We start from the raw sequence: 26,596 nt of genomic DNA, 5'->3' as shown, positions 1-26,596 counted from the left end.
ACGCGGCGGCCGGCCCGACCTCCTCCGCCCCCACCGTCGCCGTCCTCGGCGGCGGCGTCGCCGGTCTCACCGCCGCGCACGAACTCGCCGAGCGCGGCTTCCGGGTCACCGTGTACGAACGGCGCGCCCTCGGCGGCAAGGCCCGCTCCATGGACGTCCCCGAGAGCGCGCGCGGCGCGCGCCGCCCGCTCCCCGCCGAGCACGGGTTCCGCTTCATCCCGGGCATCTACCACAACCTGCCGGACACGATGCGCCGCATCCCGTTCCCCGGCAACGCCCACGGCGTGTGGGACAACCTCGTCGCGCCGCCCGAGATGATGTTCGCCCGCTCCGGCTCCGAGGACCTGCGCGCCCCGATCCCCTGGCCCGGCCAACGGCCCGCCGACCTCACCCTGGAGGACGTGCGCCGGGCGCTGACCGCCTTCGTGGAGACCGTCCGCAGCATCCCGCTCCACGAGGCCGCGTACTTCGTCAACCGCGCTCTCGTCTTCCTGACCAGCTGCGACGAGCGGCGCGACGACGTCTGGGAGCGCACCCCGTGGTGGACCTTCACCCGGGCGGCCGAGATGTCGCTCGCGTACCAGCGGATCCTGGCCATCGGCGTCACCCGGAACATCGTGGCCACCAAGGCGGAGGAGGCCAGCACCCGTACCGTCGGCGCCCTCGGCGAGGCGTTCGTCTTCAACGCGCTGGGCCGGGGTGCGGACGGCCCGCCGGACCGGATCCTCAACGCCCCGACCAACGAGGCGTGGATCGACCCGTGGGTCGACCATCTGCGCACCCTGGGCGTCGAGTTCAAGATGGGCTGGTCGCTGCGCGAACTCGCGTACGGCGACGGGCGGATCACCGCCGCCCTCGTCGACGACGCCGACGGAGCCCGCCGGTCCGTCGTGGCCGATCACTACGTCTGCGCGCTCCCCGTCGAGCACGCCCGCCGCACCTGGGGCCCCGCGCTGCGTGCCGCCGACCCCATGCTGGCGCGCTGCGACCGGCTCCAGACCGACTGGATGACGGGCATTCAGTTCTATCTGACCGCGCGGCCGCCGATGGTCGACGGCCACGTCAACTGCATCGACTCTCCCTGGTCGTTGACCGCGATCGCCCAGGCCCGGCACTGGACCGGCGGCGCCTTCGCGCAGGTGTACGGCGACGGCTCGGTCGTCGACTGCCTGTCCGTGGACGTCTCCGAGTGGGACAAGCCGGGGATTCTGTACGGGAAGACGGCGAAGGAGTGCACCCGCGAGCAGGTCGCCAAGGAGGTCTGGGCGCAGCTGAAGGCGGCGCTCAACGACACCGGCCGTACCGTGCTGAAGGACGCCGACCTGCACTCCTGGTTCCTGGACCCCGGGGTCTCGGGCATCGGCGGGCCGAACCCGGTCAACGAGGACGAACTGCTGATCCACCCGGTGGGCACCTACCATCTGCGCCCCTCCGCCGCGACCAAGGTCCCGAACCTGTTCCTCGCCGGCGACTACGTGTCGGTCCCCATCGACCTGGCGACGATGGAGGGCGCGAACACCTCCGCCCGCCAGGCCGTCAACGCCCTGCTGGACCAGGCCGGTTCGACAGCCGCGCGCTGCACCGTGGAGTCGCTCTTCCGGGCCCCGGCGATCGAGGCCCTCAAGCGCCACGACCGCTTCCGCTACCGCCTCGGCCTGCGCAACTCCCTCGACGTCGGCTGAAGAACGTCGGCCGGCTGATGTCGGCTGGCGAACATCTTTACGACACTCGGGGCGCGCCCTAACCTCGCGCCCCATGACCTCTCCTGGCATACGTCTTCGAAGAGCAGCGGCCGGCCTGACCACGGCCTGTCTGCTGGCCGCCGGCCTGGTGGGCGCGGGCCCGGCGGCCGCCGAACCCCCCACCGGGCCGTCGGCGCTCGCCGCGGCCGCCACCGTCGTCCCGATCCAGACCACCGGCCCGGCCGACAAGCGCTTCAACCTCGTGCTCATGGGCGACGGTTACACCGCGGGGGAGCTCGCCGAGTTCCGCGCCGACGTCGACACACACCTCAACGTGCTGTGGAGCGTCGAGCCGTTCGCCTCGTACCGCTCCTACATCAACGTCTGGGCGGTCGAGGTCGCCTCCCCCGAGTCGGGCGTCGACTGCGACCCCGGTCTCGACGCGCCGCGCCGCGACACCGCGCTCGGCATGGCCTTCTGGGGCGGCTGCAACCCGTCGAGCGTGCAGCGGCTGCTCACCGTGGACAGCGGGCTCGCGGGCGAGCTCGCCGACCTCGTCCCCGGCGCGACGCCGTCCAACCGGCAGATCGTGGCGCTCGCCAACAGCGACACGTACGGCGGCGCGGGCGGCAGCTACGCCACCGCGTCCGGCGGCAACGCCCTGTCCTCGCTGATCACCCCGCACGAGATCGGCCACTCCCTCGGCAAGCTCCAGGACGAGTACGACTACTACGGGCGCGGCGTGCCCGGCGGCGCGTACGAAGGGCCGGAGCCGTCCTCCGTGCACCACACCCTGCTTACCGAGGAGCAGATGCGGGAGCAGCGCGCCAAGTGGTGGCGGTGGCTGGGCGAGGAGAGCGAGTCGGGCGGCGTGATCGGCCGGCACGAGGGCGGGATGTACAGCACGAAGGGGGTCTGGCGGCCGAGCCGACACTCGCTGATGAAGACCCTCGGCTACGCCTTCGACCAGGTGGAGCGGGAGGTGATGGTGGAGGCGATCTCCGCCAAGGTGAACCTCGTCCAGGACCACACCCCCAACGCCGATCCGATCGGCGCCGACCGGACCGTCTGGGTGGACACGCTGCACCCGGTGGGCGGCGAACTCGCCGTCGTCTGGCGGCTGGACGGCCGCACGCTGGCCACCGACAACGCGCGCACGCTCGATCTGCGCGGCCTGGATCTCTCCCACGGCGTGCACACGCTCACCGCCACCGTGTCGGACCCGACGCCGTTCGTCCGCGACCCGGCCGTCCGCGCCTCGGCGGCGCTGACCCGCACGGTGAGCTGGAAGGTCGACCCGAAGCGGACGACCCGACCCGAGGAAGTCGCCCCCGCGTTCACCGGCCACACCCCGACCGGATCCCCGGTCGGCGCGCGGTCCGTGGTGCACGCCGACACCACGCATCCGCTGCAACGCACCCTCGCCGTGGGGTGGCGGCTGGACGGCCGGGCCGTCGTCAATCCTGGCAACGACCGTGATCTGGACCTCGGTTCACTGCGCCTCACCCCGGGCGCGCACACCCTGGCCGCCCGAATCCCGGGAACGGACGCCGAGTTGACGTGGACGGTGGACGCCCGGCAGGCGACGGCCGCGTACGAGCTGTCGGAGCCGCTGCGCACGATCCGGCGGCCCGGCCGACCCGTCGAGTACGTCTACGACGGCGAGTTCACCATGCGGCTCACCGCGCGGGACGACCAACAGGGCCATGTGGTGAGCCAGTTCCGGGTCGACGGCGACGGCTGGTACACGTACTACGGCTGGCCGACCGACGCCGACGCACCGTTCCGTTTCTCACCGTCGGGCACCCTCATAGACGGCCTCGTGTACGGGAAGCTCGGCCGGAGCCGCGCGGTCCCGTGGGACGACGCGACGCCGGACTACGGCACGCACAAGATCGAGTACCGCACCATCGACTCCGCCGGGAACACCGGTACGGCGAGGAGTTTCCTCGTCACCCTGGTGCCCCCGGCCGGGGCGCGCTGACCCTCCGTGGGGAAGTGGCCCGTGAGCCCTACGGCTTGCGGGCCACCGCGGCCCAGCCCGGGATCGGCTCGTCGCCGGCGACCGGCACGGGCTCGCCGAGCTCGGGGTGCCAGTCCGCGGTCAGCGTGACGCCCGGCTCGACGATCTCGAGGCCGGCGAAGAAGGGGGCGATCTCGTCGCGCGAGCGGAGCCGCAGGGTCAGGCCGCGCGCCTTGTACATGGCGGTCGCCTTCGCCGCGCCCTCCGGGTCGAAGTCGCCGGTGACATGCGACAGAACGACGTAGCTGCCCGACGGCAGCTTGTCGACCAGCTTCTGCACCAGCTCGTACGCGCCGTCCTCGTCGCCGACGAAGTGCAGCAGCGCGAGCATCGAGAGCGCGATGGGCCGCTCGAAGTCAAGGACCTTTCCGGCCCGTTCGAGGATCGCCTCGGGCTCGCGGGCGTCGGCCTGGATGTACTCGGTGGCCCCCTCCGGCGTGGAGCGCAGCAGGGCGGCGGCGTGCGCGAGCACGATCGGGTCGTTGTCGCAGTAGACGATCCGCGACTCGGGCGCGACCTGCTGGGCGATCTGGTGCAGGTTGGGCTCGGTCGGGATGCCGGTGCCGATGTCCAGGTACTGGCGTACGCCGTTGGCGGCGAGCCAGCGGATCGCCCGGTGCATGAACGCGCGGTTGACGCGGGCCATGTCCCGGCCGCGCGCGTCCACCGTCAGCAGCTGCTTCGCCATCTCCTCGTCGACCGGGTAGTTGTCCTTGCCGCCGAGGAACCAGTCGTACATCCGCGCGGGATGCGGCTTGCTGGTGTCGATCCGTACGGCGGCGGGGTCCTGCCCGGTCATCGGCGCTCCATGGGTGGTCGGTGGTCCGTCACTGCGGTGGTCCGTCACTACAGGCTAGGGGTACGCGATGTGATCCGTGTGAGGGAAGGGTCAGGTGAGCAGGAAGTCGGCCTGACCGGATTTGGCCCCCTGGATGAAGGCGGCCATCTCCCCGTGGGTGTAGATGAGGGCGGGACCGTCAGGGTCTGCGGACTGTCGCACGGCGACTCTGCCGTCGGCCAGCTTCATGGCCTCGAAGCAGTTGCCCCCGTTGCCGCCGCTCCACGGCTTGTGCCAGCCCTCGGCGCCGAGCTCCGCGGCAGGCATGCCGTTGTATATGCGATTCATTCACAGCTCCTTGCGGAGACCCCGGAGGATCTCCTTCGTGCGTTGTGCAGTCGCGGCCTGGGCCGCCATGCGGTCCATGACCTCGAGATGGGAGGCCACCTCCGGGCGCGCGTCGAGGTAGACGGCGCCGGTCAGGTACTCGCTGTAGACCATGTCCGGGAGTTCGGGCACGGCGAAGCGGAAGAGGACGAACGGTCCGTAGGTGCCGGGGTGGTGGCCGGACGCGAACTCCGCGATCTGCAGGGTGACGTTCGGCAGCTCGCATGCGTCGAGCAGCCGGTCGAGCTGGGCGCGCATCACTTCCGGGCCGTCCCCGACGGGCCGGCGGAGCACCGTCTCGTCCATGATCACCCAGAGCTTGGGGGCGTCCTCCCTGGTCAGGAGAGACTGACGCTCCATCCGCAGGGCGACATGGCGCTCGATGTCCTCGGCCCGGCTCGCCCCGACGGCTCCGCTGCGCATGACGCCGCGCGCGTAGCCCTCCGTCTGCAGCAGTCCGGGGACGAAGTGCGGTTCGTACGCCCGGATGAGGCTGGCGGCGCCCTCCAGGCTGACGTACATGGAGAACCAGCCGGGCAGCACGTCGTGGAAGCGCTGCCACCAGCCGGGCTGGTTGGCGTCCTCCGCGAGCATGACGAAGCCGTCGGCCTCCTCGTCGGGCACCCCGTACGCCTTGAGCAGCATCTGCACGTACGGGATCTTCAGCGAGACCTCGGCGGTCTCCATCCGTCGGATGGTGGCCGGGGCGACCCGGAGGATCTTGGCGGCTTCCTCGCGCTTGAGGCCCGCGCGTTCGCGGAGGTCCTGCAAGCGCCTGCCGAGTACGACCTGTCCCACCGTCGGGGCGGACCGCGGCTCGCTCACTCTCAGACCTCCCCGACGCGCTGTTTCGACGAGTGTGCCATGCAAGGCTCCCAGAGAGAACACCGCACTCTGCAATTTTCAGAGTGCTACTTGCCAAGTGTCCGAGTCGGGAGGACAGTGTTCCGGTGAACCAGTTCACGCGGCTGCTGCGCCACGCCCGAGGAGAGGCGAGGCTCTGCACTGCTTCCCCACTGTTAGGAACCGGTCGTGGCCTCTGGTAACGCGCTCACCCCGAGACTCATGGACCCCCGGCCCATGGACCCGCGGCCACAGACCGACGATCGCCGTCCCCACCCGCACGTCCGGCGTTTCACCTTCGAGTTGCCGGCCCGCACCGTCTCGGTCGCCCGGGCCCGTGCGCTCGCCGACGAGCGACTGACGCTCTGGGGCTGTGGGGAGGACGTCCGCGACACGGTGGTCCTGGTCGTCTCCGAACTCGTCACCAACGCCGTCGTGCACACCGCCAGCGCCCGCGTGGTCTGTGAACTCCGCGAAGGACACGACCGGTTGCGGATAGCCGTGCATGACGAGGGCGGCCCGGCCGGCCCGCGGATCCGCGACTGCGGCGCGGAGGAGCGCGGCCGCGGACTGCTCCTGGTGGATGCCGTGTGCAGCGCGTGGGGCGCCGACCCGACGGGCCACGGAACGGGGCGCGTCGTCTGGGCGGAACTGGCCCACGGCACGGAGCTGCCGTGCTGAGGTCGATGGCCACGCTGCTCGGGCCGCGCGGCCGCCGTGCATCGTTCGCCGGCCGGATTCCCGCGGCCCGCACCTCCCCCGAAGACGACGGCATCACCCGCTCGGGCGGCGAGGCACAGCTCGTCGTACCCCCCGGCTTCCGCGCCCACCTGGGCTGCGACGCGGTCGGCGTACCCGCCCGGCACGGCTTCCGCATCCTGTCCCGGCTGCCCGCCAAGGGCTGCGTGTACGCGGACCGAGACTGGTGGTGGTGGCTCGTCCCGGAGGGCTCCGACCTGGACCTGACCTGGCCACTGCCGTCCTGCTACGCCCCCGGCGCCGTCATCCCGGACCGCGGCCCGCGCCTGATCCACCGCCCCGACGGCACGTCGCCGTACACCCCGCCGATTCCGCTGTACCTGCTCGCCTGCCAGCTGACCGGGACAGCGCCGAACTGGACGCTCGGCGACCAGCGGGGACGCTGCGTGATCGACTGACGTCGTTCCGCGTGGCGCTGTTCCGCGTGGCGCTGCGTGATCAGCTGAACCCGCCCCCTCCGCACGACTGCTCGATTACTGTGACGGCATGGGCAGTCTGCTGGCAGTGAGCGACCTGCACGTCGGGCATCCGGACAACCGGGCGATCGTCGAGGCGATGAAACCCGCCCAGGACGACGACTGGCTGATCGTGGCGGGAGACGTCGGCGAGTTCGTCGAGCACATCGAGCAGACGCTCACTCTGCTCGCCGGCCGCTTCGAGACCGTCGTGTGGACCCCCGGCAACCACGAGCTGTGGACCCATCCACGGGACCCGGTCACCCTGCGCGGCGAGGCCCGCTACCGCCGGCTCGTCGAGATCTGCCGCGGCCTCGGCGTCCACACCCCGGAGGACCCGTATCCGGTGTGGCGCCGCCCGGACGGCCGACCGGTGACCGTGGCCCCGCTCTTCACGCTGTACGACTACACCTGGCGCCCCGTCGGAACGGAGACGAAGGAACAGTCGCTGGCGGTGGCCCAGGCGGCGGGCATCGTCTGCACGGATGAACACCTGCTGCACGCGGACCCGCTGGAGTCGCGGGACGACTGGTGCAGGGCAAGGGTGAAGTACACCGAACAACGCCTGATGGACCTGGACTTGACGGATGATCACCGCCTGGTCCTGGTCAACCACTACCCCCTGGTCCGCGACCCCACGTTCGTCCTGCGGCACCCGGAGTTCGCGCAGTGGTGCGGCACGGAGCTCACGGCGGACTGGCATGTCCGTTTCCCCGTCGAGCTCATGATCTACGGTCACCTGCACATCCCGCGCACGACCGAGTACGACGGAGTGCGCTTCGAGGAGGTCTCCGTCGGCTACCCGAGGGAGTGGCGTCCGCGCGCCCAGCAGGGACCGTGGCCGCGGCAGGTCCTGCCCGAGCTAGGCTGACCGGCGATGTTCACCCCCCAGGGCCCCAGCTTCCGCGAACTCGCCGTCCAGGCGCTGTCGTCCGTCGAGCACGGCTACGACCTGCTGGCGACGAAGTTCGACGCAACCCCGTTCCGCACCTCGGACCGCGTCCTGACCGCGGTGACGGACACCCTGCGCCCCCTGGGCCCGTTCGCCACGGGCCTCGACCTGTGCTGCGGCACGGGCGCGGGCCTGTCCGTGCTCGAGGAGGTCTGCACAGACCGGGTCACGGGCATCGACTTCAGCGCCGGCATGCTGGAGGAGGCCCGACAGGCCCATCCCACGGCGACGCTGATCCGCGCGGACGCCCTGACCCTCCCCTTCACCCCGTCCTTCGACCTGGCGGTCAGCTTCGGCGCCTTCGGCCACTTCCTCCCCCGAGACCGCCCCCGCCTCTTCACCCAACTCCACGCATCCCTCCGCCCCGGCGGCCTCCTGGCCTTCCCTCAACCGGCCCCGGCCCGTGTGGGCTCCCGCGACTACTGGACCCTGTGGTCCTTCGATGCGGTCATGCGGGTGAGAAACGCGCTCTGGCGCCCCAAGTTCGTCATGTACTACCGCACCTTCCGCCTGGCCGACGTGGTGCGCGACCTGCGCGAAACGGGCTTCGAGGTGACCCTCCATCCGATGGAGGGCCTGGGCTTCCGGGAAGACGGGAGCCCGGTGTGCCGGCTGGTGGCGGCGCGGAAGGTGTAGCGAAGTCGACAGGTCCCTACGCCGTCCCCGCTCCTGCCTTCTCGAGTCGCCGCGTCAGCCCTCTTGCCAGGTCCTCGGCGACCAGGCGTTTTGCGATCGCGTCGGTGGCGGCCCGGAGTTCGGGGCCGCTGGGGTGGCCGTGTTCGCGTTCGACCTGGGCGGTGAGCCAGTCGCCCCAGGCGCGGGTGATGACTTCGGCCTCGCGTCGGCCGGGCTGGGTGTGCGAGAGGATGTTGCCGTCTCGCTCCAGGAAGCCCTCGTCGACCATGCGGTCGAAGACCGGCAGCAGAACCTCGGGCGGGACCCGGCGGCCGGCCGAGATCAGGCCCAGGCTGGCGTGTCCGACGAGCCGTGAGTACAGCTCGACCTGCATCACCGCCCACGCGCCGGCCACGTCGAGCCGGGTGTCGGAGGCGTCGACGATCCGGTAGGCGGTGTCCAGGTCGGTACGGCGCAGGATACGGGCCACCGACAGCTCGAGCAGCTTCGCCGAGTCGCCGCCGCTGGTCGGTGAGCCGAAGCCCTCGCCCATGTCGGGGGCGGACTCCCGGACCGTGTCGCGCAGGGCGACCTGCTTCAGGAAGAGCGAGACGAAGAAGCCGACGGCGGCGACCGGCACCGTCCACAGGAAGACGGTCTGCAGGGTGTCCGCGTACGCCTGCACCAGCGGCGCGGCCTGGTCCGTCGGCAGGTCGTGCAGCCCTTCCGGGCTCTGCGCCGCCCGGGCGATGGCCGACGGGTCCGACACGCCGGCGATCTGGGCGGCCTCGGCGACGCCCTCCTTGAGGTTGGGCTCCAGCGAATTGGCGTAGATGGTGCCGAAGACCGCCGTGCCGAAGGAGCTGCCGAGGGTGCGGAAGAAGGTGACGCCGGACGTGGCGGTGCCCAGGTCCGCGTAGTCGACCGTGTTCTGCACGGCGATGGTCAGCACCTGCATGCACAGGCCGATGCCCAGGCCGAGGATGAACATGTACAACGACTCGAGCCAGGTGCTGGTATCCGGGCCCATCAACGAGAGCAGGAACAGGCCCACGCCCATGACCAGGGAGCCTACGATCGGGAAGATCCGGTACTGGCCGGTCTTGCTGACCACATTGCCGCTGTAGATCGACGCGATGAGCAGGCCGACGACCATCGGGAGCGTGCGGATGCCGGAGATGGTGGCCGAGTCGCCGTCGACGTACTGGAGGTACGTCGGCAGGAAGGTCATCGCGCCGAGCATGGCGAAGCCGACGATGAAGCTGAGCACGGAGCAGACGGTGAAGACCGGGTTGGCGAACAGCCGCATGGGCAGCATCGGTTCGGCCGCTCTGGTCTCGACCCAGCAGAACAGGCCGAGCGCGATGAGGCCGCCGGCGAAGAGCGCGATGATGACGCCCGAGTCCCAGGCGTACTCGTTGCCGCCCCAACTGGTCCCGAGGATCAGCGCGCTGGAGCCGACCGCGACCAGGGCGATGCCGAGGTAGTCGATGACCGGGCGGCTCGCGGAGCGCACCGAGGGGATCGTGCGGGCGGCTGCGATGACGACGAGGATGGCGATGGGCACGTTGATGTAGAACGCCCAGCGCCAGGTCAGATGGTCGGTGAACAGTCCGCCGAGCAGGGGGCCGATCACCGTCGCGACGCCGAAGACCGCGCCGATCGCACCCTGGTACTTGCCCCGGTCGCGCAGTGGGATGACGTCGGCGATCAGCGCCATGGCCGTGACCATCAGGCCGCCGGCGCCGATGCCCTGCAGGCCGCGCCAGACGATCAGCAGCGTCATGTTGGAGGCGAGGCCGCAGAGGAACGAGCCGGTGATGAAGACGATCGCGGAGATCTGGAAGATCACCTTGCGGCCGAAGAGGTCGCCGAACTTGCCGACCAGGACGGTGGCGACGGTCTCGGCGAGCAGATAGGCGGTGACCACCCACGACATGTGGGCGCCGCCGCCGAGGTCCGCGACGATCGTCGGCAGCGCGGTCCCGACGATCGTCTGGTCCAGCGCCGCCAGCAGCACGCCGAGCATGATCGTGCCGAAGACGATGTTGCGGCGCCGGTCGTCGAGCACGGGCGGCTCGGCCGCCGGCGGTGCGGGGGCTGCTGCGCTGGTGGTGGTCACTTTCGCACCCTCACACCGCGCGATCACGGCCGCATGCGGGGAGGTCCGAACCGGTGTACGGTCCGGGGCCCGCGGGTCGCCGACCCGGCTGCCTCCGCGCCCCCAGGCGGTTACTGGCCCGGGCGGACCGGCAGCAGCGGGTGGTGCTTGGCGAGGATCTTGTTGGCCCGCGCGAGCGCGGCGAGCGCGTGCTCGCGGTCCGCCCGGTCCTCCGTGCACAGCGGCCCCCGGAACCGGTTCACCTCACGGGCGGCGCACACCGCGTCGAACTCCGCCTGGAGCACGTGCTGCGGCAGACAGGACCCGATGAGCGCGGCCACGCGGTCGGGAATCGGGACGGGTACCAAGGGCGAGGTGATCACGGGGCGTTCCTTCTGGGTGCGACTGGGGTAGGACGAGGTGGGGTCTCCTCCTCCCATACGTACCGGATGCGCTTCCTTGTTCCGCGACGGGGATGTCTCCGCACGGCAACCGTTTCGGCCGCCGAAACGATCGCCCTCGCCGCGCACCTCGCGAGGCCCGTACTACGCCAGACCGCGTTCCCGCAGGTGCACGGCGCGCCACGCGATCTCCGGGGCGTCCGGCGGCTCGGGATCGCCCGTATGTCCATCGAATGTCCTGGCGGAATGTCGGGTCCGGCGGCCGCTCGCGCGCGGGCGGATGTGTGCCATCTCACGTTCCGTCGGCGGCACGTATCATCGGGCGCGCGATCGGGTCGAGCTAATCGGGTCGAACTAATCGGGTGGAACTGAGGGGGAGCGACATGCGGGCCGGAGCGGAAGCGGAGCCGGGAGCGGACGGCGCGGACATATCCCGCGCCCCGGAGGCGGACGCGACGGCCTCGGGTGAACCGGGGCTCGCCGAGGGCGAATCGCGGCTCGCGCGGCTGATCGTGGCCGTCGCGGCGGTCGCCGTGACGGTTGCCGTCCTCGTCCACGCCGGCATGGTCTTCTTCCACGTCGCGCCGAAGAACGCGGTCAGCGCTCAGCACAAGAGCACGATCGACACCTATATGTTCCCGGAACTGGCCCAGAACTGGGGCGTCTTCGCGCCGAACCCGCTCTTCGACAACACCCGCGTCATGGCCCGCGCCGAGGTGCGTACCGCCGACGGGAAGCAGGCCGCCACCGCCTGGGTGGACATGACCGCGTACGACCTGCGGACCCTGCGCGGCACGCTCGTCCCCAGCATGACGATGGAGCAGTTCCGCCAGGGCTGGAAGAACTTCAGCCGCACACACGACCGCGCCGGCCGCCCGATCGGCAAGCTCGGCGCCCTCACCGAGCAGTACCTCAAGCGGCTCGCCCTCGAACGGCTCCGGCCGGTGCTGGCCGGCCGCTCCGCGCAGCGCATCCAGTTCCGTCAGCTGACGCAGGCGATCCAGCCGCCCGAGTGGACCGGCCGCCGGGTGAGCGACGTGTGGAAGTCCCGCGAATTCCCGTGGCTGAAGGTCACGCGCGACGACTTCGAGGGAACGGTGGGCGGACGATGAGTACGACGGCGGACAGGACGATGACGACGAACACGACCGCCACGGCGAGCGCGACGGGGAGTGGCGCCGGGAAGACATCGAGGGCGGCGACCGTCACCCGGACCGTCGAGCGGCTGATCGACCGCGCCGCCGCCGCGGCCTACGCCCCGTACCAGACGGCGATCCTCCGGATCGGCCTGTCCGGGGTGTGGCTCTTCTACCTGCTCCGGCACTGGCCGGACCGGCTCGACATGCACGGCCCCGACGCCCCGTGGAGCTGGGCCATGGCCGAGTCCTGGGCGAGCCCGAGCGCGTTCGACGGACTGCTGTGGTGGCAGGGGCGGGCGTACTACGAGTTCTTCTACGTCCTCGCGATCGCCGCCGCGGCCGCGGTCCTCCTCGGCTGGCGGACCCGTACGACCTCGGTCGTGATGGCGTTGGGGATCCTGTCCTTCCAGCACCGCAACGAGTTCGTCACCAACGCCGGCGACCGGTTGCTGCACATCCTCGCCCTCTATCTGGTGTTCACCCGCTGCGCCCAGGTGTGGTCGTTGGACGCCCGGCGGGAGAAGGGGCGTCAGGGCCGCCCCCTGCGGGACCGTACCGGGATCGTCCTGTGGGCCGTCTCCGGCGCCGCGATCGTGTTCCTCGGCGCGACCGGCCGGCTCATCGTCCCGTGGATCGTCACCCTCAGCGTGCTGTGGCTGGCGCAGGCCGTGTGGTGGGCCGTGTCGGCGTACGCCCCCGACGTGCCGCGCTCCGTCTGCGACCGGATCGCCAACCTGGTGCACAACGGGGCGCTCGTGGTGATCGCCTTCCAGGTCTGCATCGTGTACGCGTGCGCCGGCTGGTACAAGATCCCGGGCTCCAGCTGGCAGCAGGGCACCGCCGTGTACTACGCGCTGCACCAGGAGTTCCTGACCTCCTGGCCGATGCTCAGCGAGGCGCTGGCCTCCAGCAGCGTGCTCGTGCTCGCCATGACGTACGGCACCGTGATCGTCCAGGTCGCCTTCCCGTTCGCGCTGTTGCGCCGCAAGGCGAAGAACGTCCTGCTGGTGCTGCTGATCGGCGAGCACATCGGCATCGGCGTGCTGATGGGGCTGCCGTACTTCTCGATGGTGATGATCGCGGCGGACTCGATCTTCGCGCCGACGGCGCTGCTGCTGTGGCTCGGCCGGACGGCCGGCCGGCTCGGGCGTCGGGTGCTCGACGGGCCGGAGGGCGAGGAGGTCGAGGAGGTCGAGGAGGTCGAGGAGGTCGAGGAGGGGGCCACCGAGAAGCCCCGGGACGCGGGAGACGCCGACGAGGCCGACGCCGACGCGTCAACCGCCACCGAACCCGCCACGACACCCGCCCCGGCCCGCTCCCGTTCCTGACGTCGCACCGGGCAGCGGGTCCGCGCGACCTCGGCGAGCGAGGCAATCCGTCGTGCGCGACCCGTTGAATTTTCGTTACGCGCGAGTAAGTTGACGGTCACGGCAAGTCCAGAGGTACCGGTCACTCCCCGTCCCCTCGCCGTGAACAGGAGCCCGCCATGGGCGTACGCAAGGATCTGAGGCAGGCCGGCCGGCGCAGCGATCTCGCCGGCCGTCACCAGGTCGAGCTGATGCGCGAGGACGGCGTGGTGCGCGAGGCGCGCAGCGCACCCCTCGTACCGCCGCCCGCTGCCGGCACCCCCGCCGACATCCCCTTCACGAACGCCGCCGAGGCCCCGGACACCGTCGTCCTGCGCCGCAGGCAGCAGGGCGTCTGGAACCCCGTCACCGCCGCCGCGTTCGCCGCGGACGTCACCACGGCCGCCAAGGGGCTCGTCGCCGCCGGGCTCGAACCCGGCGGCCGCGTCGCCCTGATGGCGCGTACCAGCTACGAATGGTGCGTCCTCGACTTCGCCGTCTGGGCGGCCGGCGGCCAGACCGTCCCCGTCTACCCGACCTCCTCCGCCGAGCAGATCGCCTGGATCCTGCAGGACTCCGGCGCCCGCCACGTCATCACCGAGACCGCCGAGAACACCGCCGCCGTCGAGGAGGCGGCCGCCTCGCTCCCGGAACCGGCCCGCGTCGTCAGCTGGCAGACGGACGCCGGCGGCATGGAGCAACTCGCCGCGCTGGGGCGGGAGATCACCGACGAGGAGGTGACGAAACGGCGCGCCGCGCTCACCGCCGACAGCATCGCGACGGTCTGCTACACCTCCGGCACCACCGGCCGGCCCAAGGGCTGCGTGCTCACCCACGGCAACCTCCACGCCGAGGCCGCCAACACCGTCGAGCTGCTGCACCCGGTCTTCAAGGCGATCACCGGTCAGGCCGCCTCCACCCTGCTGTTCCTGCCGCTCGCCCATATCCTCGGCCGCGCCATCCAGATCGCCTGCCTCATGGCGCGCATCGAGATCGGCCATTTCCCCAGCATCAAGCCCGACGAACTGCGCCCGGAACTCCGGGCGTTCCGGCCCACCTTCGTCGTCGGCGTGCCGTACCTCTTCGAGAAGATCCACGACACCGGGCGGGCGACCGCCGAGAAGATGGGCCGCGCGGCCTCCTTCGCCCGCGCCGACGCCATCGCCGTCCGCTTCGCCGAGGCCGCCCTCGACCACCTCCTCGGCAAGGGCGGCCGGCCCGGCCCCGGCCTCACGCTCGCCTGTGCCCTGTACGACCTGCTGGTCTTCCGCCGGGTGCGCAAGGAGCTCGGCGGCCGGCTGCGGTACGCCATCAGCGGCGGCTCCCCGCTCGACCGCCGCCTGAGCCTGTTCTTCTACGCCGCCGGGGTCCTGATCTACGAGGGCTACGGCCTCACCGAGACGACCGCCGCCGCCACCGTCACCCCGCCCCTCCAGCCGCGCCCCGGCACCGTCGGCCGGCCCGTGCCCGGCACGGCGATACGGATCGCCGACGACGGCGAGGTGCTGATCAAGGGCGGCATCGTCTTCCGGGAGTACTGGAACAACGCGGCCGCCACCGAGGAGGTCCTGGACGACGGCTGGCTCGCCACCGGTGACCTCGGCGCCCTCGACGACGACGGCTACCTCGTCATCACCGGTCGCAAGAAGGACATCCTCGTCACCTCCGGCGGCAAGAACGTCTCCCCGGCCGTCCTGGAGGACCGGCTGCGCAGCCGCCCGCCGGTCGGCCAGTGCCTGGTCGTCGGTGACAACCGCAGCTACATCGCCGCGCTCGTCACCCTCGAACCGGAGGCGATGGAGCACTGGCTCGCCGTCCGCAAGCGTCCGAGGGACACCCCGCTCGCCGAACTCTGCGAGGACCCCGAGCTGATCGCCGACGTCCAGAAGGCCGTCGACTACGCCAACCGGGCCGTCTCCCGGGCCGAGTCGATCCGCCGATTCCGCATCGTGCCCGGCGAGTTCACGGAGGAGAGCGGGCTGCTCACCCCGTCCCTCAAGGTCAAGCGACACGCGGTCGCCCGCGCGTACGCGGCGGAGATAGAGGCGCTCTACGAGAAGGAATGAGCGGCCTCCGAGCCGGCGACGAGCGGGCCTCCGAGCCGGCAGCGAGCGGCTTCCGAGCCGGCGACGAGCGGGCTTCCGAGCCGGCGACGAGCGGCTCCGAGCCGGCAATGAGCGGGCCTCCGAGCCCGGCGACGAGCGGCCCTACGCGGAGAACACCTCGGACAGGTCGTACGAGACCGGCTCCTCCAGCTGCGCGTACCCGCACGACTCCGGCGACCGGTCCGGCCGCCACCGCTTGAACTGGGCGGTGTGCCGGAACCGGTCGCCCTCCATGTGGTCGTACCCCACCTCGCACACCAGCTCCGGCCGCAGCGCCACCCACGACAGGTCCTTCTTGCCCGACCAGCGGCTGGGAGCGCCCGGCAGCCGGGCCCCCGCGTGGGCGGCCTCGTCCGCCCACGCCGCCCACGGATGGCCGTCCGGCGGGTCCATCCGCAGCGGCTCCAGCTCCTCCACCAGCTCCTCGCGCCGCTTCGCGGTGAAGGCCGCGCACACCCCGATGTGCTGGAGCGCGCCGGAGTCGTCGTACAGGCCGAGCAGCAGCGAGCCGACCACCGGGCCGCTCTTGTGGAAGCGATAGCCGGCCACCACCACGTCGGCGGTCCGCTCGTGCTTGATCTTGTACATCAGCCGCTCGTCCGGCCGGTACCGCAGGTCGAGCGGCTTGGCGATCACTCCGTCGAGCCCCGCGCCCTCGTACTGCTCGAACCACCGCGCGGCCACCTCCGGGTCGGTGGTCGCGGGCGCCAGATGGACGGGCGGGTCCACGTCGCGCAGGGCCGACTCCAGGGCGGTCCGGCGCTCGCTCAGCGGAGTGTCGAGCAGCGACGCGTCGCCGAGCGCCAGCAGGTCGAAGGCCACGAACCGGGCCGGGTTCCGCTCCGCCAGGGTGCGCACCCGGGAGTCGGCGGGGTGGATCCGCTCGGTCAGCCGGTCGAAGTCCAGCCGGCCGTCGTGCTCGATGACGATCTCGCCGTCCACCACGCAGCGCTCGGGCAGCCGGGGAGGCAGCGCGGCGACGAGCTCGGGGAAGTACCGGGTCAGCGGCTTGCCGGTACGGCTGCCGATCACCACTTCGGGGCCGTCGCGATGCACGATGGCGCGGAAGCCGTCCCACTTCGCCTCGTACTGCATCCCCGGCGGGATCTTCTTCACGGCCTTGGCCAGCATCGGCTTCACCGGCGGCATCACGGGCAGATCCATGGCCCGATTCTCCGGCATCGACCGGAAATGCGCCGCTTGTCGGTTCACCCTACGCTGACGGGCATGGCAGGCAAGGCGGGAGCGGTGGAGCTGGAGGTCGGCACGCGGACCGTGCGTGTGTCCAACCCGGACAAGGTGTACTTCCCGGAGCCCGGATACACGAAGCTCGACATGGTCCGCTACTACCTGGCCGTCGGCGACGGGATCACCCGGGCGCTGCGGAACCGTCCCACCACCCTGGAGCGCTACCCCGACGGGGTGACCGGCGAGTCGTTCTTCCAGAAGCGCGCGCCCAAGTACCTGCCCGACTGGATCCCCACCGCGCACATCACCTTCCCCAGCGGCCGGTCCGCCGACGAGATGTGCCCCACCGAGCCGGCGGCCGTGCTCTGGGCCGCCAATCTGGGGGCGGTGACCTTCCATCCCTGGCCGGTGCGGCGCGAGGACACCGACCATCCGGACGAGCTGCGCATCGACCTCGACCCGCAGCCCGGCACCGACTACGCCGACGCCGTCCACGCCGCCCACGAACTGCGCACCGTCCTCGACGAGCACGGGCTGCGCGGCTGGCCCAAGACCTCGGGCGGTCGCGGCCTGCACGTCTTCGTGCCCATCGAGCCGCAGTGGACCTTCACCCAGGTCCGGCGCGCCGCCATCGCCTGCGGCCGCGAACTGGAACGCCGGATGCCGGACCGGGTGACGATCAAGTGGTGGAAGGAGGAGCGCGGCGAGCGGATCTTCGTCGACTACAACCAGACCGCCCGGGACCGCACGATCGCCTCCGCCTACTCGGTACGGCCCCGGCCGCACGCGCCGGTCTCCGCCCCGCTGCGCTGGGAGGAGATCGACGACGCCGTCCCGCGGGACTTCGACATCCGGACGATGCTGACCCGGTACGCCGAGGTCGGCGACGTCCACGCGGACATGGACGACCACCGCTTCAGCCTGGAGCCGCTGCTCGAACTCGCCCGGCGGGACGAGGCGGAGCACGGCCTGGGCGACCTGCCGTATCCGCCCGAGTACCCGAAGATGCCGGGCGAGCCGAAGCGGGTCCAGCCGAGCCGGGCGAAGAAGGCGCCGGAGGAGAAGCAGGCGGACTGACCCCGGTCTCGGCCCGACGTCACCAGCCGGCGCTGGACCGTCCGGTACCGCAGTCGATCCAGCGGATTACCGCGGCGACCGTGGTGGCGTCGAGCAGTGACAGCGCGTCGATCGCCGAGGTGTCCCCGGCGCCGGGCGGGATCCCGGCGGCGGTCAGTGCGCTGTGCAGGTCCACGCGGTGCTGGTCGGCGGGGGAGAGGTGGTACGGCAGACGGTCCCGGGCGTCGGGCGCGGGGAGCAGGTAGTCGTCCAGGTCGGCGAACGGGTCGCGGGCGGGGTACGCGTCCAGGGTGCCGAAGGTGCTCCGGGTGTCCAGCGTGTCGAAGGCGGCGACGGTGTCGAAGGTGCTGTGCGTCATGGCCACTCCCAGGTGCTGTTGGTGCCAGGGGAGAGTGCCGCGGCCCGGGCGCCGGTTCCCGGTCCCGCCGCACACCACCGGAACGCAGCAATGCTGTGCTTGTCGCACCCGCGCCCGCGGCGGGTCACCCGGCGCTGATATCGAGGACGGCCCACTCGGTGAACGGCTTCTCCTGGACGTAGATCCGGGGCCCGCGCGAGACCACCCGGCGACGCCGGCCGATGCCGGCGCCGTCGGGCCGGGTGAGCCGCCTGGTGGTCCGAGGACGGACCTCGCCGTCGGACAGCTCGGCGTTCACGAACCGGTCGTGGTTCTCGCCGTATCCGCTGAAGAACACGACCCGCTCGCCGTGCACGGCGAGGGCCTTGGCTCCGTGCACCTTGTTGGCGCGCACCACGGTGGTCCCGCGGTCGGGGCGGATCTCCAGTACGGAGAACAGGTGGTAGGTGCACGCCCAGGCGTGCGTGCCGTGGACGTTGAGGGCGTAGCAGTCGGAGATCTCGCCGTCGGCGCGCCAGTCGTGGGTCCACAGCTCTTCGCCGTGGATGCCCCAGCGCCGCAGGCCGGGCACGCTCAGCGGGTCGTCCCCGAAGATCCCCTCGTCGAAGTAACCGACCCACAGTGCGCCGGACTCGTCGGCCAGCAGGTGCTCGATCGCGTCGCCGACCCGGAAGGTCCAGGAGACCCGGCCGAGCGCGTCGAAGACCTGCACGTGCTGCTCGCTCGGACGGCTGCGCGCGGCGGCGACGACGAATCCGCCGTCGGGCAGGGCGTCGAACCGGGGGAACCGTGCGGTGATCGCACTGAGTTCGGTCGTACGGTGCCGGTCGTCCTCGACCGTCACGACGACGGCGTCGTACGGCTCTGATTCCGGGGCGCGTTCGGCGAGCAGCCAGTGCGCCCGCCCGAAGGCGTCGACGGTACTGGCCAGGATGTGATGGTCGCGGTACGCGCGCGGCAGGTGGGCGTACGGAGAGAGTGCGGTGGTCTGCAAGGTTCGTGGTCTCCTCGTGAAGGGCTCCGGTGCGGCGGCGGTGCGGGACACCGGCGGCGCGCGGTCCGAGGAGAGCGGGACGGGGGGACTAGGCCGCATCGGCCTTTCTGGTCGTCATGGGTGTGATCATCACCCGGAGCGGGCAGTCTGGGCAAGGCGCCGAGGGCGAAACGCCCGCGCGGCGCGCCGCGTTGATCGAACGTTGACGGCGTGTTTATGACCGCCAGGCAACGTGTCCGGCATGTACACGGACACCATCGAACCCACCTCTTCGACCGAGCCCGACATGTCCTGGCGCGAGGACGCGCTCTGCGCCCAGGCGGGACCGGAGTTCTTCTTCCCGGCCCCGGGTTCCTCCACCCGTGAGGCCAAGCAGCTCTGCTCGGCCTGCGAGGGCCGGCTGGCCTGCCTGGACTACGCCCTGCGCAACGACGAACGCTTCGGAGTCTGGGGCGGCCTCTCCGAGAAGGAGCGTCTGCGGCTGCGCCGCGACGAGGGCCAGGCCTGAACGGGGGCGGGGCGTCACGGGGGCGCCCCGGCCACGGCACATCACTGCAGTTCGAGCAGGCGGCTCGGACGCGACACGGGTTCGGCCCGTGGCGCGTCCGGGTCGCTGAACGCGACGGTCTGCCCGACGGCGAGCAGGATGTCGGTGTAGGCCGCGGCCAGTTCGGTCGCCGGGGTGGTGAGGTCCACGACCACCACCCCGGCCCCGCTGGGCCGCGCGACGACGAGCCGCGCCTGAAAGGTCCCGGACGGCTGCCCGCCGGACTCCGGCGCGGGAAGCAGGGCCGTGACCAGCGCGGAGGGAGTCCCGCAGGCGAGGGTCACGAGCGCCCGCTCCCGTACGCGACCGGCGTCGGCGGCCGCCAGGGCCAGCGCGCATCGGGCGGCCGCGGCGGCCGGGCCGGGGGCGCGTGTGTCGACGTCCGCGAAGGTGAGCAGCGAGACGAGCAGCTCGCCCTCCTCGGTCGGGTGCAACCCGAACGCCGCGTAGGTGACGCCCTGTTCGGGCAGGGAGCTCAGCAGGTTGCGCAGTGCGGCAGCGCCCGAGGCCGTCGGCCCGTCCGGTCGTACCAGCTCCGTCGCCGCGTTCAACCGCTCTTCCCAGTCGTCCAGTTCGTCCGAATCGACCGGGAAGAAGCCGGGCGGCAGCCGGAACCAGCAGTCGCTCGTGGTCACCCGAGGCCCTCCTACCGCGCCCGGCCGAAGAGTTCGGCGCCCGATCTGACGTGGTTGCCGAGCTCCGGAACGGCCCTCGCGCCCTCCGTTGCGGCTGCGGCGGTGCGGGCGGTCTCGTTGTCCTGCGAGGCCACAAGGCCCGTACCGGACGCGGCCACGCCCGTCGCCGCGGAGCCGATGTCCACCGCCGGCGCCGCGCCCGGGCGGCCGGTGCGCGTGGCCACCCAGTTCGCGAGGGGGGTTCCGCCGTCGTTCAACGTGCCCATGGCCGTGCCGGACTCGCTCGCGAAGCGGCCCGCGTGGCCGCCCAGTCCGACGGCCGCGCCCTCGCGGGCCGCCGCGGCCGCGCCGGCGGCCCCCTTGGCGACGGCTCCGACGCCCGGCAGCGTGCCGACGGCGTCGCCGGTGAGCGTGGCCGTGGAGGTCCAGAAGCGCGCGTCGCCGGGGCCGGCGGCAAGCCCGGCCCGGATCTTGGGGTCGCGGCTGTGCAGGATCAGCGCCCCGAGGCTCGCCCCCGCCGCGACGAACAGGAGCGGGACGGCCAGCGGGCCCGCGAACAGCGCGACCAGGCCCAGCGTCGCCGAGGTCGCGCCGAGCACGTCGCCGAGGTTCTCGTCCAGCCAGTCCAGGGCCTTGTCCAGCGAGCCGGGTTCCTTGGGCGCCAGACGGTCCGTGGCCGCGTCGAGTTCCTTCGCGATCCGGGCCGCGGTCGTCCGGTGGGTCTCGGCGAGCTCGCGGGCGTGGGCGCGGGTGGTGGCAAGGGCCGTGCGGGCCCGGTCGACGGCGTCGACGGCCGCCTTGAGGTCGCCCTCGGGGGTCTGGGCGTTGCGGGCCGCGGCCGTCCACCGGGCTTCCGCGTTGCGGACGGCGGTCGCCTCCAGGCCGGCCCGGCTGTCGTAACCGCGTGCCGTGGCCTGGAGCCCCACCAGGTCGTCGTGCCACGCGCCGAGCCGGCCGGCCGCCTTGGTGAGGGAGCGGTGCGCGTTCTTCAGGTACCGGGGCAGGTCGCCGTCGAGCGCGGCGCGGAAGGCGTCGGCCGCCTCCCCGGTCCAGTACGAGCTCTCCGAGAGCAGCCGGTCGACGAGGCGGTGCGCGGCGCCGAGCGAGGTCGCCGAGGCCGTGAGCCGGGCCCGGAGCGCCGCGATCTCGGCGGGGCTGCCGGGCGTCGGGTCCCAGCCCAGATGCGGGTACGCCGCCTCAGCCACGGCCCACCGTCCGGAACGCGTCGGCCAGCGCGCGGTTCAGCTGGGCGTAGCCCTCGCGGCTGAGGGCGACGCCGTCGTGGACGGCCGTGATCCTCACGCCCAGTTGGTCCGCGCCGTGCTTCCAGCGTTCCTGGAAGCCGTCGCAGGCCTCGTCCAGCTCGCGGGTGCCGAGCTGGTCCGCGCGCGCCTGCTCCAGCGCCCGTCTCGCGGTGGCGAGGGAGGTGAGGGACTCGCGCAGCGCGCGCGAGAAGCGGCCCAACTGGTCGGTGTCCACCTGGAGATCACGTTCCATGGCGGACCACACTGGCAGATCATCGCGTAACCGGAGAAAACCAGTCACACGGACGAGTGACCCCGGACTGCGCGCGGCCCGTCTCAGCCCTCCGCGCGCGCCGCCATGCGCGCCTTGCGCGCCGCGAGCTTCTCGTCGAACTTCGACGCCTCGCTGTCCAGGCCGTTCATGTACAGGCCCAGCTCCTCCTGCGCCTTCAGGCCCTCCGGGCCGAGGCCGTCGATCTGGAGCACCTTGAGGAAGCGCAGCACGGGCTGCAGCACGTCGTCGTGGTGGATGCGCATGTTGTAGATCTCGCCGATCGCCATCTGCGCGGCGGCCCGCTCGAAACCGGGCATGCCGTGTCCGGGCATACGGAAGTCGACGACGACGTCCCGCACGGCCTGCATGGTGAGGTCCGGGGCGATCTCGAAGGCCGCGCCCAGCAGGTTGCGGTAGAAGACCATGTGCAGGTTCTCGTCGGTGGCGATGCGGGACAGCATGCGGTCGCAGACCGGGTCGCCGGACTGGTGGCCGGTGTTGCGGTGCGAGATGCGGGTGGCGAGCTCCTGGAAGGCCACGTACGCGACGGAGTGCAGCATCGAGTGCCGGTTGTCCGACTCGAAGCCCTCGCTCATGTGCGCCATCCGGAACTGCTCCAGCTTGTCCGGGTCCACCGCGCGCGAGGCGAGCAGGTAGTCGCGCATCACGATGCCGTGCCGGCCCTCCTCGGCGGTCCAGCGGTGCACCCAGGTGCCCCAGGCCCCGTCGCGGCCGAAAAGCGATGCGATCTCGTGGTGGTAGCTGGGCAGGTTGTCCTCGGTGAGGAGGTTGACCACCAGCGCGATCCGGCCTATGTCGGTGACCTTGGACTGCGCCGGGTCCCAGGGCTCGCCGTCCTCGAAGAAGCCCGGGAAGTTCCGGCCGTCCGACCACGGGACGTACTCGTGCGGCATCCAGTCCTTGGTGACCTTGAGGTGCCGGTTGAGCTCCTTCTCCACGACCTCCTCCAGCGCGTACAGCAGCCGGGCGTCGGTCCACCCTGCCGAGCTGTCGAGGTGGGGAGAGGTGAGCGTCACGGGGACTCCTGGGGACGGGAGACATGCATACGGAAATACCTACGGATTCGTAGGTTACGAAACCGTAGGTTAAGGCTCCATAAGCCGGGGGCCAAGCCCGTCTCGGCGATGTCCGGTTACGTTCCGTTATGCGCACTGCTCGCAGGTGGGGGCGGAGGCGCAGGTCACGCCGGGGGCGCGCCGGGTCCCGTCCCCAGCGGATCGATCATGGTTACGCAGCGCAGGCGGCAACCTCGGCGCGCTGCTCGTCGCGCTACTCGCCCAGGAGCCGGCCGAGATCCCCGTCCCAATCCAGGTACTGGCACTCACGGCCCGTCGGCACCAGATGCTGCGACCGCTCCAGGAAACGCCGCACCTCCGACGTGTGGACATGCACCACCGCGACGCCCTCCGGCGCGTGGAACTCCACGACCGTGCGGTCGTAGCCGAACGGACGGACGCGTACGTCCCCGAGCCCGGCCGGCCCCTCCACGCCCTCGGCCAGCAGCTCCCGCGAGAACGCCCAGGACACCTCGACGCCCTCCAGGGTGGCGGGCGGCGGGAAGGCCATGCTCACGGCGTACGGGTCCTCGCGGTCGTACCGCAGGGTGGCCGGAACGGACTCCATGCACGGCGCGGACGCGACCAGACGGGCCTCCACGGCGTGCTCGATGACAGTGGACAAGGCCTGCTCCTCACGCGCGGCTCCGGCGGACGTCTCCCCCCGATGCAGGGGAGGACGTGAAATCCAGCCATGGCGTGCATTCGGACACGGAGTGAGCTGTGTCACCGCATCCGGTCGAGGCGGTCTGGACGGGACCCCCGGGGTGGACTAGCTTCCCGCGCCATGACGTCCATGGGGAAGACGAGACGAATGGTGTCGGTGGGGCTGTGCGGGGCGGCGCTGGCCGCGGTCCTGGCGGCCCCGGCGCAGGCGGCCTCGGGGGAGGAGCCGGCCGGGGAGGCGGTCGGCGGACGGCCCGGCTGGCAGCTGACGCAGACCGGCGTGGACGCCCGGTTCCGCGGCCTGGCCGCGGTGAGCCGGGACACCGCCTGGGCGGCCGGCTCGAAGGGGACCGTGCTGCGGACCGTCGACGGCGGGCTCAGCTGGCGCAACGTATCGCCGCCCGGCGCGGCCGAGCTGCAGTTCCGCGACATCGAGGCGTTCGACGCCCGGCGCGCGGTGGTGCTGGCGATCGGCGAGGGCGAGGCGTCCCGGGTCTTCCGCACCGAGGACGGCGGCGCGACCTGGACCGAGTCCTTCCGCAACACCGACCCGCGCGCCTTCTACGACTGCATCACCTTCTTCGACCGCCGTCACGGCCTCGCCATGAGCGACCCGGTGGACGGCAAGTACCGCATCCTCTCGACCCGCGACGGCGGAAAGTCCTGGGAGGTGCTGCCGGACGCCGGGATGCCGGCCGCGCTGCCCGGCGAGGCCGGTTTCGCCGCGAGCGGCCAGTGCCTGGTCAGCTCGGGCCCGAAGGACGTCTGGCTGGCGACCGGCGGCGGCGCGACCGCGCGCGTCCTGCACTCCGGCGACCGCGGTCTGACCTGGACCGTCGCCGAGTCCGGGATCCCGGCCGGCGACCCGGCCCGCGGGGTCTTCGCGCTCGCCTTCCGCGACCGCGCGCACGGCATCGCAGTCGGCGGCGACTACCGGCCCGACCAGGCCTCTCCGCGCGCGGCCGCGGTCACCGCAGACGGCGGCCGGAGCTGGCGCGAGGCCGGGACCCCGCCGCCCGCGTACCGCTCCGGGGTGGCCTGGCTGCCGCACAGCCGGTCCGCCGCGCTGGCCGTCGGCCCGACCGGCACGGACCTGACCACGGACGGCGGCCGCACCTGGCGGACCGTGGACACCGGCTCGTACGACACGGTCGACTGCACGCCCGACGGCGGCTGCTGGGCCTCCGGCGAGAAGGGCCGGATCGCCCGGCTCGGCCGCGCGACGGACTGAGGGGCTGACCGAGCGGCCGACTGAGCGGCCGACTGATCGGAGCGCGTCAGCTCGCGGGCTGCTGCCGGTACGGGGCGAGCTCGGGCGCGGTCTTGGTCGCGATGAACTCCGTGATCCGGTACGCGCACACGCCGCCGGTGCTGAAGGGGTCGGCCGCCGCGATCTTCTCGATCTGCGCGCGGTCCTCCCCGACGGCCAGGATCACGCCGCCGTCACGCGGGTTCTTCCGGCCGGAGGCGATGAACACCCCGGCCGCGTACTGCGCGTCCAGCCACTCGATGTGCGGGGCCATGAGCGCGTCGACCTGCGCGACGTCGGCGGTGTAGGTCAATTCCAGAACGAACATGACCCGCAGGCTACCCGGGGCGGCCGGCGGGAATCGGGGGTGTCCGGGGAACGGGCCCGCCGTAGGGTGGCGATCATCATGAGGATCATCGAGACGCCCGCAGACTGGCCCACCGACGAGGCCGCCGCCCGCGCTCTCCAGGACGAACTGCGCGGCAGGGTCGTCCTGGACGAGCCGGGGCCGCCGCCCGGGACCGGGCATGCGACCGGGCTCGACGTGGCGTACGACGACGAGCGCGATCTCGTCGCGGCGGCGGCGGTCGTGCTCGACGCGCGCACCCTGGAGGTCGTCGAGGAGGCCACGGCGGTCGGCCGGGTCTCCTTCCCTTACGTGCCGGGGCTGTTGGCCTTCCGCGAGGTGCCGACCGTGCTGGCTGCGCTCGACGCCCTGCGGGCCGAGCCCGGGCTGCTGGTCTGCGACGGGTACGGACGCGCCCACCCGCGCCGCTTCGGGCTCGCCAGTCACCTCGGCGTGCTGACCGGGCTGCCCTCGATCGGCGTCGCGAAGAACCCCTTCACCTTCAGGTACGAGCAACCCGGGCCGCACCGGGGCGACTTCAGCCCGCTGGTCGCCGACGACGAGGAGGGGCGCGAGGTCGTCGGGCGCGCACTGCGCACCCGGGACGGGGTCAAGCCGGTCTTCGTCTCCGCCGGTCACCGGGTCGACCTGGAGACGGCGTGCGCGCACGCGCTGCTGCTCAGCCCGCACTACCGGATCCCCGAGACGACCCGGCGCGCGGACGCGCTCTGCCGGTCGGCGCTGAAGGAAGCACTCAGCCGGACCTGAGCGGCTGACGCATGCACTCAGCCGCACCTGAGTATCCGCACGGATGCCGTTGTCAGTGGGGCACGGCAGGCTGAGGTCCATGACGACCCCGACTTCGGCCGCCCCGGCCCCGCTGCGCCGCACCGAGCGCGCCATGATGTTCGTCCTCGCCGTGGCCGCGGTGCTCGCCGTGTGCTGGGTCTCGGCGATGATCTACATAGTCGCGGTCTGGGCGATCGCGCTGTAAGGCCGAGAACCAGGGTTCTCGTATGACCAGAACGGAGGCCGTGTGATCGGCTCCCTGCAGTGCCTCGTGCTCGACTGCGCCGACGTGCGGGAACTGGCCCGCTTCTATCGCGCGTTGCTCGGCGGTGAGGTCGACCGCCCGGACCCCCGGTGGGCCCTCGGCGAGGACTGGTCCACGCTCCACCCGGACGCCGGGCCGGTGTTGGCCTTCCAGCGAGTCGCCGACCACCGGCCGCCGGTCTGGGGCGACGCCGCCCGCCCGCAACAGATCCACCTCGACGTGGACGTCGCCGACCTGGACGCCGCCCACGCCGAGGTGCTCGCCCTCGGCGCGAGCCTGCTCGACGACGGCGGCGCAGCCCG

29 protein-coding genes are annotated in these 26,596 nt (G+C 72.0%); 15 read left to right on the top strand and 14 right to left on the bottom strand.

The window, feature by feature from the left end:
• A partial coding sequence (locus VIU94_RS44350) for a hydroxysqualene dehydroxylase (protein WP_331921372.1) occupies positions 1–1,682 on the top strand: 1,682 nt, incomplete at its 5' end.
• A gap of 73 nt (positions 1,683–1,755) precedes the next feature.
• Positions 1,756–3,666 carry a M64 family metallopeptidase gene (locus VIU94_RS44345; protein WP_331921370.1) on the top strand — a complete coding sequence of 637 codons (1,911 nt, stop codon included), beginning with the start codon at positions 1,756–1,758 and terminating at the stop codon, positions 3,664–3,666.
• Positions 3,667–3,694: 28 nt separating this feature from the next.
• Here VIU94_RS44345 and VIU94_RS44340 read toward each other — a convergent pair whose 3' ends face one another.
• The 3 genes from VIU94_RS44340 to VIU94_RS44330 form a co-directional block, all read right to left on the bottom strand.
• Positions 3,695–4,504, bottom strand: coding sequence for an SAM-dependent methyltransferase (locus VIU94_RS44340; RefSeq protein ID WP_331921368.1), 810 nt, complete (start codon positions 4,502–4,504; stop codon positions 3,695–3,697).
• A 90-nt stretch (positions 4,505–4,594) separates the two neighbouring features.
• Entirely contained in the window at positions 4,595–4,831 is a 237-nt protein-coding gene (locus tag VIU94_RS44335) for a DUF397 domain-containing protein (RefSeq protein ID WP_331921366.1), read from the bottom strand.
• Positions 4,832–5,695, bottom strand: a complete 864-nt coding sequence (locus tag VIU94_RS44330; RefSeq protein ID WP_331921364.1) for a Sco1979 family transcriptional regulator — start codon at positions 5,693–5,695, stop codon at positions 4,832–4,834.
• 207 nt (positions 5,696–5,902) lie between these two features.
• On the opposite strand from VIU94_RS44330, the gene VIU94_RS44325 reads away from it, so the two are divergent.
• The 4 genes from VIU94_RS44325 to VIU94_RS44310 all read left to right on the top strand — a co-directional run bounded on the left by VIU94_RS44325 (position 5,903) and on the right by VIU94_RS44310 (position 8,515).
• Positions 5,903–6,394 carry an ATP-binding protein gene (locus VIU94_RS44325; RefSeq protein ID WP_414721117.1) on the top strand — a complete coding sequence of 164 codons (492 nt, stop codon included), beginning with the start codon at positions 5,903–5,905 and terminating at the stop codon, positions 6,392–6,394.
• 5 nt (positions 6,395–6,399) lie between these two features.
• The gene (locus VIU94_RS44320) at positions 6,400–6,870 is read left to right on the top strand and encodes a hypothetical protein (protein ID WP_414721118.1); all 471 of its coding nucleotides are present in this window, start codon (positions 6,400–6,402) and stop codon (positions 6,868–6,870) included.
• Between the two features lie 88 nt (positions 6,871–6,958).
• Entirely contained in the window at positions 6,959–7,798 is an 840-nt protein-coding gene (locus VIU94_RS44315; protein ID WP_331921360.1) for a metallophosphoesterase family protein, read from the top strand.
• 6 nt (positions 7,799–7,804) lie between these two features.
• A complete protein-coding gene (locus VIU94_RS44310; protein WP_331921358.1) occupies positions 7,805–8,515 on the top strand; it encodes a class I SAM-dependent methyltransferase in 711 nt (236 codons plus the stop codon).
• A 16-nt stretch (positions 8,516–8,531) separates the two neighbouring features.
• Here VIU94_RS44310 and VIU94_RS44305 read toward each other — a convergent pair whose 3' ends face one another.
• Together VIU94_RS44305 and VIU94_RS44300 are read right to left on the bottom strand one after the other, a co-directional pair.
• The gene (locus VIU94_RS44305) at positions 8,532–10,616 is read right to left on the bottom strand and encodes an MDR family MFS transporter (RefSeq protein WP_331921356.1); all 2,085 of its coding nucleotides are present in this window, start codon (positions 10,614–10,616) and stop codon (positions 8,532–8,534) included.
• A gap of 110 nt (positions 10,617–10,726) precedes the next feature.
• Entirely contained in the window at positions 10,727–10,978 is a 252-nt protein-coding gene (locus VIU94_RS44300) for a hypothetical protein (RefSeq protein ID WP_331921354.1), read from the bottom strand.
• 401 nt (positions 10,979–11,379) lie between these two features.
• Between VIU94_RS44300 and VIU94_RS44295 the strand changes: the two genes are divergently transcribed.
• The 3 genes from VIU94_RS44295 to VIU94_RS44285 all read left to right on the top strand — a co-directional run bounded on the left by VIU94_RS44295 (position 11,380) and on the right by VIU94_RS44285 (position 15,547).
• Entirely contained in the window at positions 11,380–12,108 is a 729-nt protein-coding gene (locus tag VIU94_RS44295) for a DUF5819 family protein (protein ID WP_331921352.1), read from the top strand.
• 20 nt (positions 12,109–12,128) lie between these two features.
• Positions 12,129–13,463: an HTTM domain-containing protein gene (locus VIU94_RS44290; RefSeq protein ID WP_331921350.1), complete on the top strand. Its 1,335-nt coding sequence runs from the start codon at positions 12,129–12,131 to the stop codon at positions 13,461–13,463.
• Between the two features lie 158 nt (positions 13,464–13,621).
• On the top strand, positions 13,622–15,547 hold the full coding sequence (locus tag VIU94_RS44285) for an AMP-dependent synthetase/ligase (RefSeq protein WP_331921348.1): 1,926 nt from the start codon (positions 13,622–13,624) through the stop codon (positions 15,545–15,547).
• A gap of 141 nt (positions 15,548–15,688) precedes the next feature.
• Here the strand turns inward: VIU94_RS44285 and VIU94_RS44280 are convergent, their stop codons facing one another.
• Positions 15,689–16,750 (bottom strand): ATP-dependent DNA ligase, encoded by a 1,062-nt coding sequence (locus tag VIU94_RS44280; RefSeq protein ID WP_331921346.1) that lies wholly within the window; start codon positions 16,748–16,750, stop codon positions 15,689–15,691.
• 63 nt (positions 16,751–16,813) lie between these two features.
• Between VIU94_RS44280 and ligD the strand changes: the two genes are divergently transcribed.
• Positions 16,814–17,851, top strand: coding sequence for a non-homologous end-joining DNA ligase (gene ligD, locus VIU94_RS44275; RefSeq protein ID WP_331921344.1), 1,038 nt, complete (start codon positions 16,814–16,816; stop codon positions 17,849–17,851).
• Positions 17,852–17,870: 19 nt separating this feature from the next.
• Here the strand turns inward: ligD and VIU94_RS44270 are convergent, their stop codons facing one another.
• Positions 17,871–18,209 (bottom strand): hypothetical protein, encoded by a 339-nt coding sequence (locus tag VIU94_RS44270; protein WP_331921342.1) that lies wholly within the window; start codon positions 18,207–18,209, stop codon positions 17,871–17,873.
• Positions 18,210–18,333: 124 nt separating this feature from the next.
• Positions 18,334–19,203 carry a hypothetical protein gene (locus VIU94_RS44265; protein ID WP_331921340.1) on the bottom strand — a complete coding sequence of 290 codons (870 nt, stop codon included), beginning with the start codon at positions 19,201–19,203 and terminating at the stop codon, positions 18,334–18,336.
• A gap of 241 nt (positions 19,204–19,444) precedes the next feature.
• On the opposite strand from VIU94_RS44265, the gene VIU94_RS44260 reads away from it, so the two are divergent.
• Positions 19,445–19,711 carry a WhiB family transcriptional regulator gene (locus tag VIU94_RS44260; protein ID WP_331921338.1) on the top strand — a complete coding sequence of 89 codons (267 nt, stop codon included), beginning with the start codon at positions 19,445–19,447 and terminating at the stop codon, positions 19,709–19,711.
• A 41-nt stretch (positions 19,712–19,752) separates the two neighbouring features.
• On the opposite strand, the gene VIU94_RS44255 is transcribed toward VIU94_RS44260, so the two are convergent.
• The 5 genes from VIU94_RS44255 to ssgD all read right to left on the bottom strand — a co-directional run bounded on the left by VIU94_RS44255 (position 19,753) and on the right by ssgD (position 23,604).
• On the bottom strand, positions 19,753–20,385 hold the full coding sequence (locus VIU94_RS44255) for a hypothetical protein (protein ID WP_331921336.1): 633 nt from the start codon (positions 20,383–20,385) through the stop codon (positions 19,753–19,755).
• 11 nt (positions 20,386–20,396) lie between these two features.
• Positions 20,397–21,590 carry a hypothetical protein gene (locus VIU94_RS44250; protein WP_331921334.1) on the bottom strand — a complete coding sequence of 398 codons (1,194 nt, stop codon included), beginning with the start codon at positions 21,588–21,590 and terminating at the stop codon, positions 20,397–20,399.
• Positions 21,583–21,882 (bottom strand): hypothetical protein, encoded by a 300-nt coding sequence (locus tag VIU94_RS44245; RefSeq protein WP_331921332.1) that lies wholly within the window; start codon positions 21,880–21,882, stop codon positions 21,583–21,585. Before VIU94_RS44245 ends, VIU94_RS44250 begins: the two co-directional genes overlap by 8 nt.
• 83 nt (positions 21,883–21,965) lie before the next feature.
• Complete coding sequence (locus VIU94_RS44240) at positions 21,966–22,940, bottom strand: acyl-ACP desaturase (RefSeq protein ID WP_331921330.1); 975 nt, start codon at positions 22,938–22,940, stop codon at positions 21,966–21,968.
• A 253-nt stretch (positions 22,941–23,193) separates the two neighbouring features.
• Complete coding sequence (gene ssgD / locus VIU94_RS44235) at positions 23,194–23,604, bottom strand: spore wall synthesis regulator SsgD (RefSeq protein ID WP_331921328.1); 411 nt, start codon at positions 23,602–23,604, stop codon at positions 23,194–23,196.
• A gap of 162 nt (positions 23,605–23,766) precedes the next feature.
• On the opposite strand from ssgD, the gene VIU94_RS44230 reads away from it, so the two are divergent.
• Positions 23,767–24,876, top strand: a complete 1,110-nt coding sequence (locus tag VIU94_RS44230) for a WD40/YVTN/BNR-like repeat-containing protein (RefSeq protein WP_331921326.1) — start codon at positions 23,767–23,769, stop codon at positions 24,874–24,876.
• 46 nt (positions 24,877–24,922) lie between these two features.
• Here the strand turns inward: VIU94_RS44230 and VIU94_RS44225 are convergent, their stop codons facing one another.
• Positions 24,923–25,222: a YciI family protein gene (locus tag VIU94_RS44225; protein WP_331921324.1), complete on the bottom strand. Its 300-nt coding sequence runs from the start codon at positions 25,220–25,222 to the stop codon at positions 24,923–24,925.
• A 78-nt stretch (positions 25,223–25,300) separates the two neighbouring features.
• On the opposite strand from VIU94_RS44225, the gene VIU94_RS44220 reads away from it, so the two are divergent.
• From VIU94_RS44220 to VIU94_RS44210, 3 genes are all read left to right on the top strand, one after another.
• Positions 25,301–26,008: an endonuclease V gene (locus tag VIU94_RS44220; RefSeq protein WP_331921322.1), complete on the top strand. Its 708-nt coding sequence runs from the start codon at positions 25,301–25,303 to the stop codon at positions 26,006–26,008.
• A gap of 79 nt (positions 26,009–26,087) precedes the next feature.
• Positions 26,088–26,234 (top strand): morphogenic membrane protein MmpA, encoded by a 147-nt coding sequence (mmpA, locus tag VIU94_RS44215; protein WP_331921320.1) that lies wholly within the window; start codon positions 26,088–26,090, stop codon positions 26,232–26,234.
• 42 nt (positions 26,235–26,276) lie between these two features.
• On the top strand, positions 26,277–26,596 hold a 320-nt coding region (locus tag VIU94_RS44210; RefSeq protein ID WP_331921318.1), incomplete at its 3' end, for a VOC family protein.

Origin of the sequence: Streptomyces sp. (assembly GCF_036566765.1) — a bacterium.
Classification (GTDB): domain Bacteria; phylum Actinomycetota; class Actinomycetes; order Streptomycetales; family Streptomycetaceae; genus Streptomyces.
Note: the sequence above shows the minus strand (reverse complement) of the source record. Positions and strands in the feature narration are given on the sequence as shown.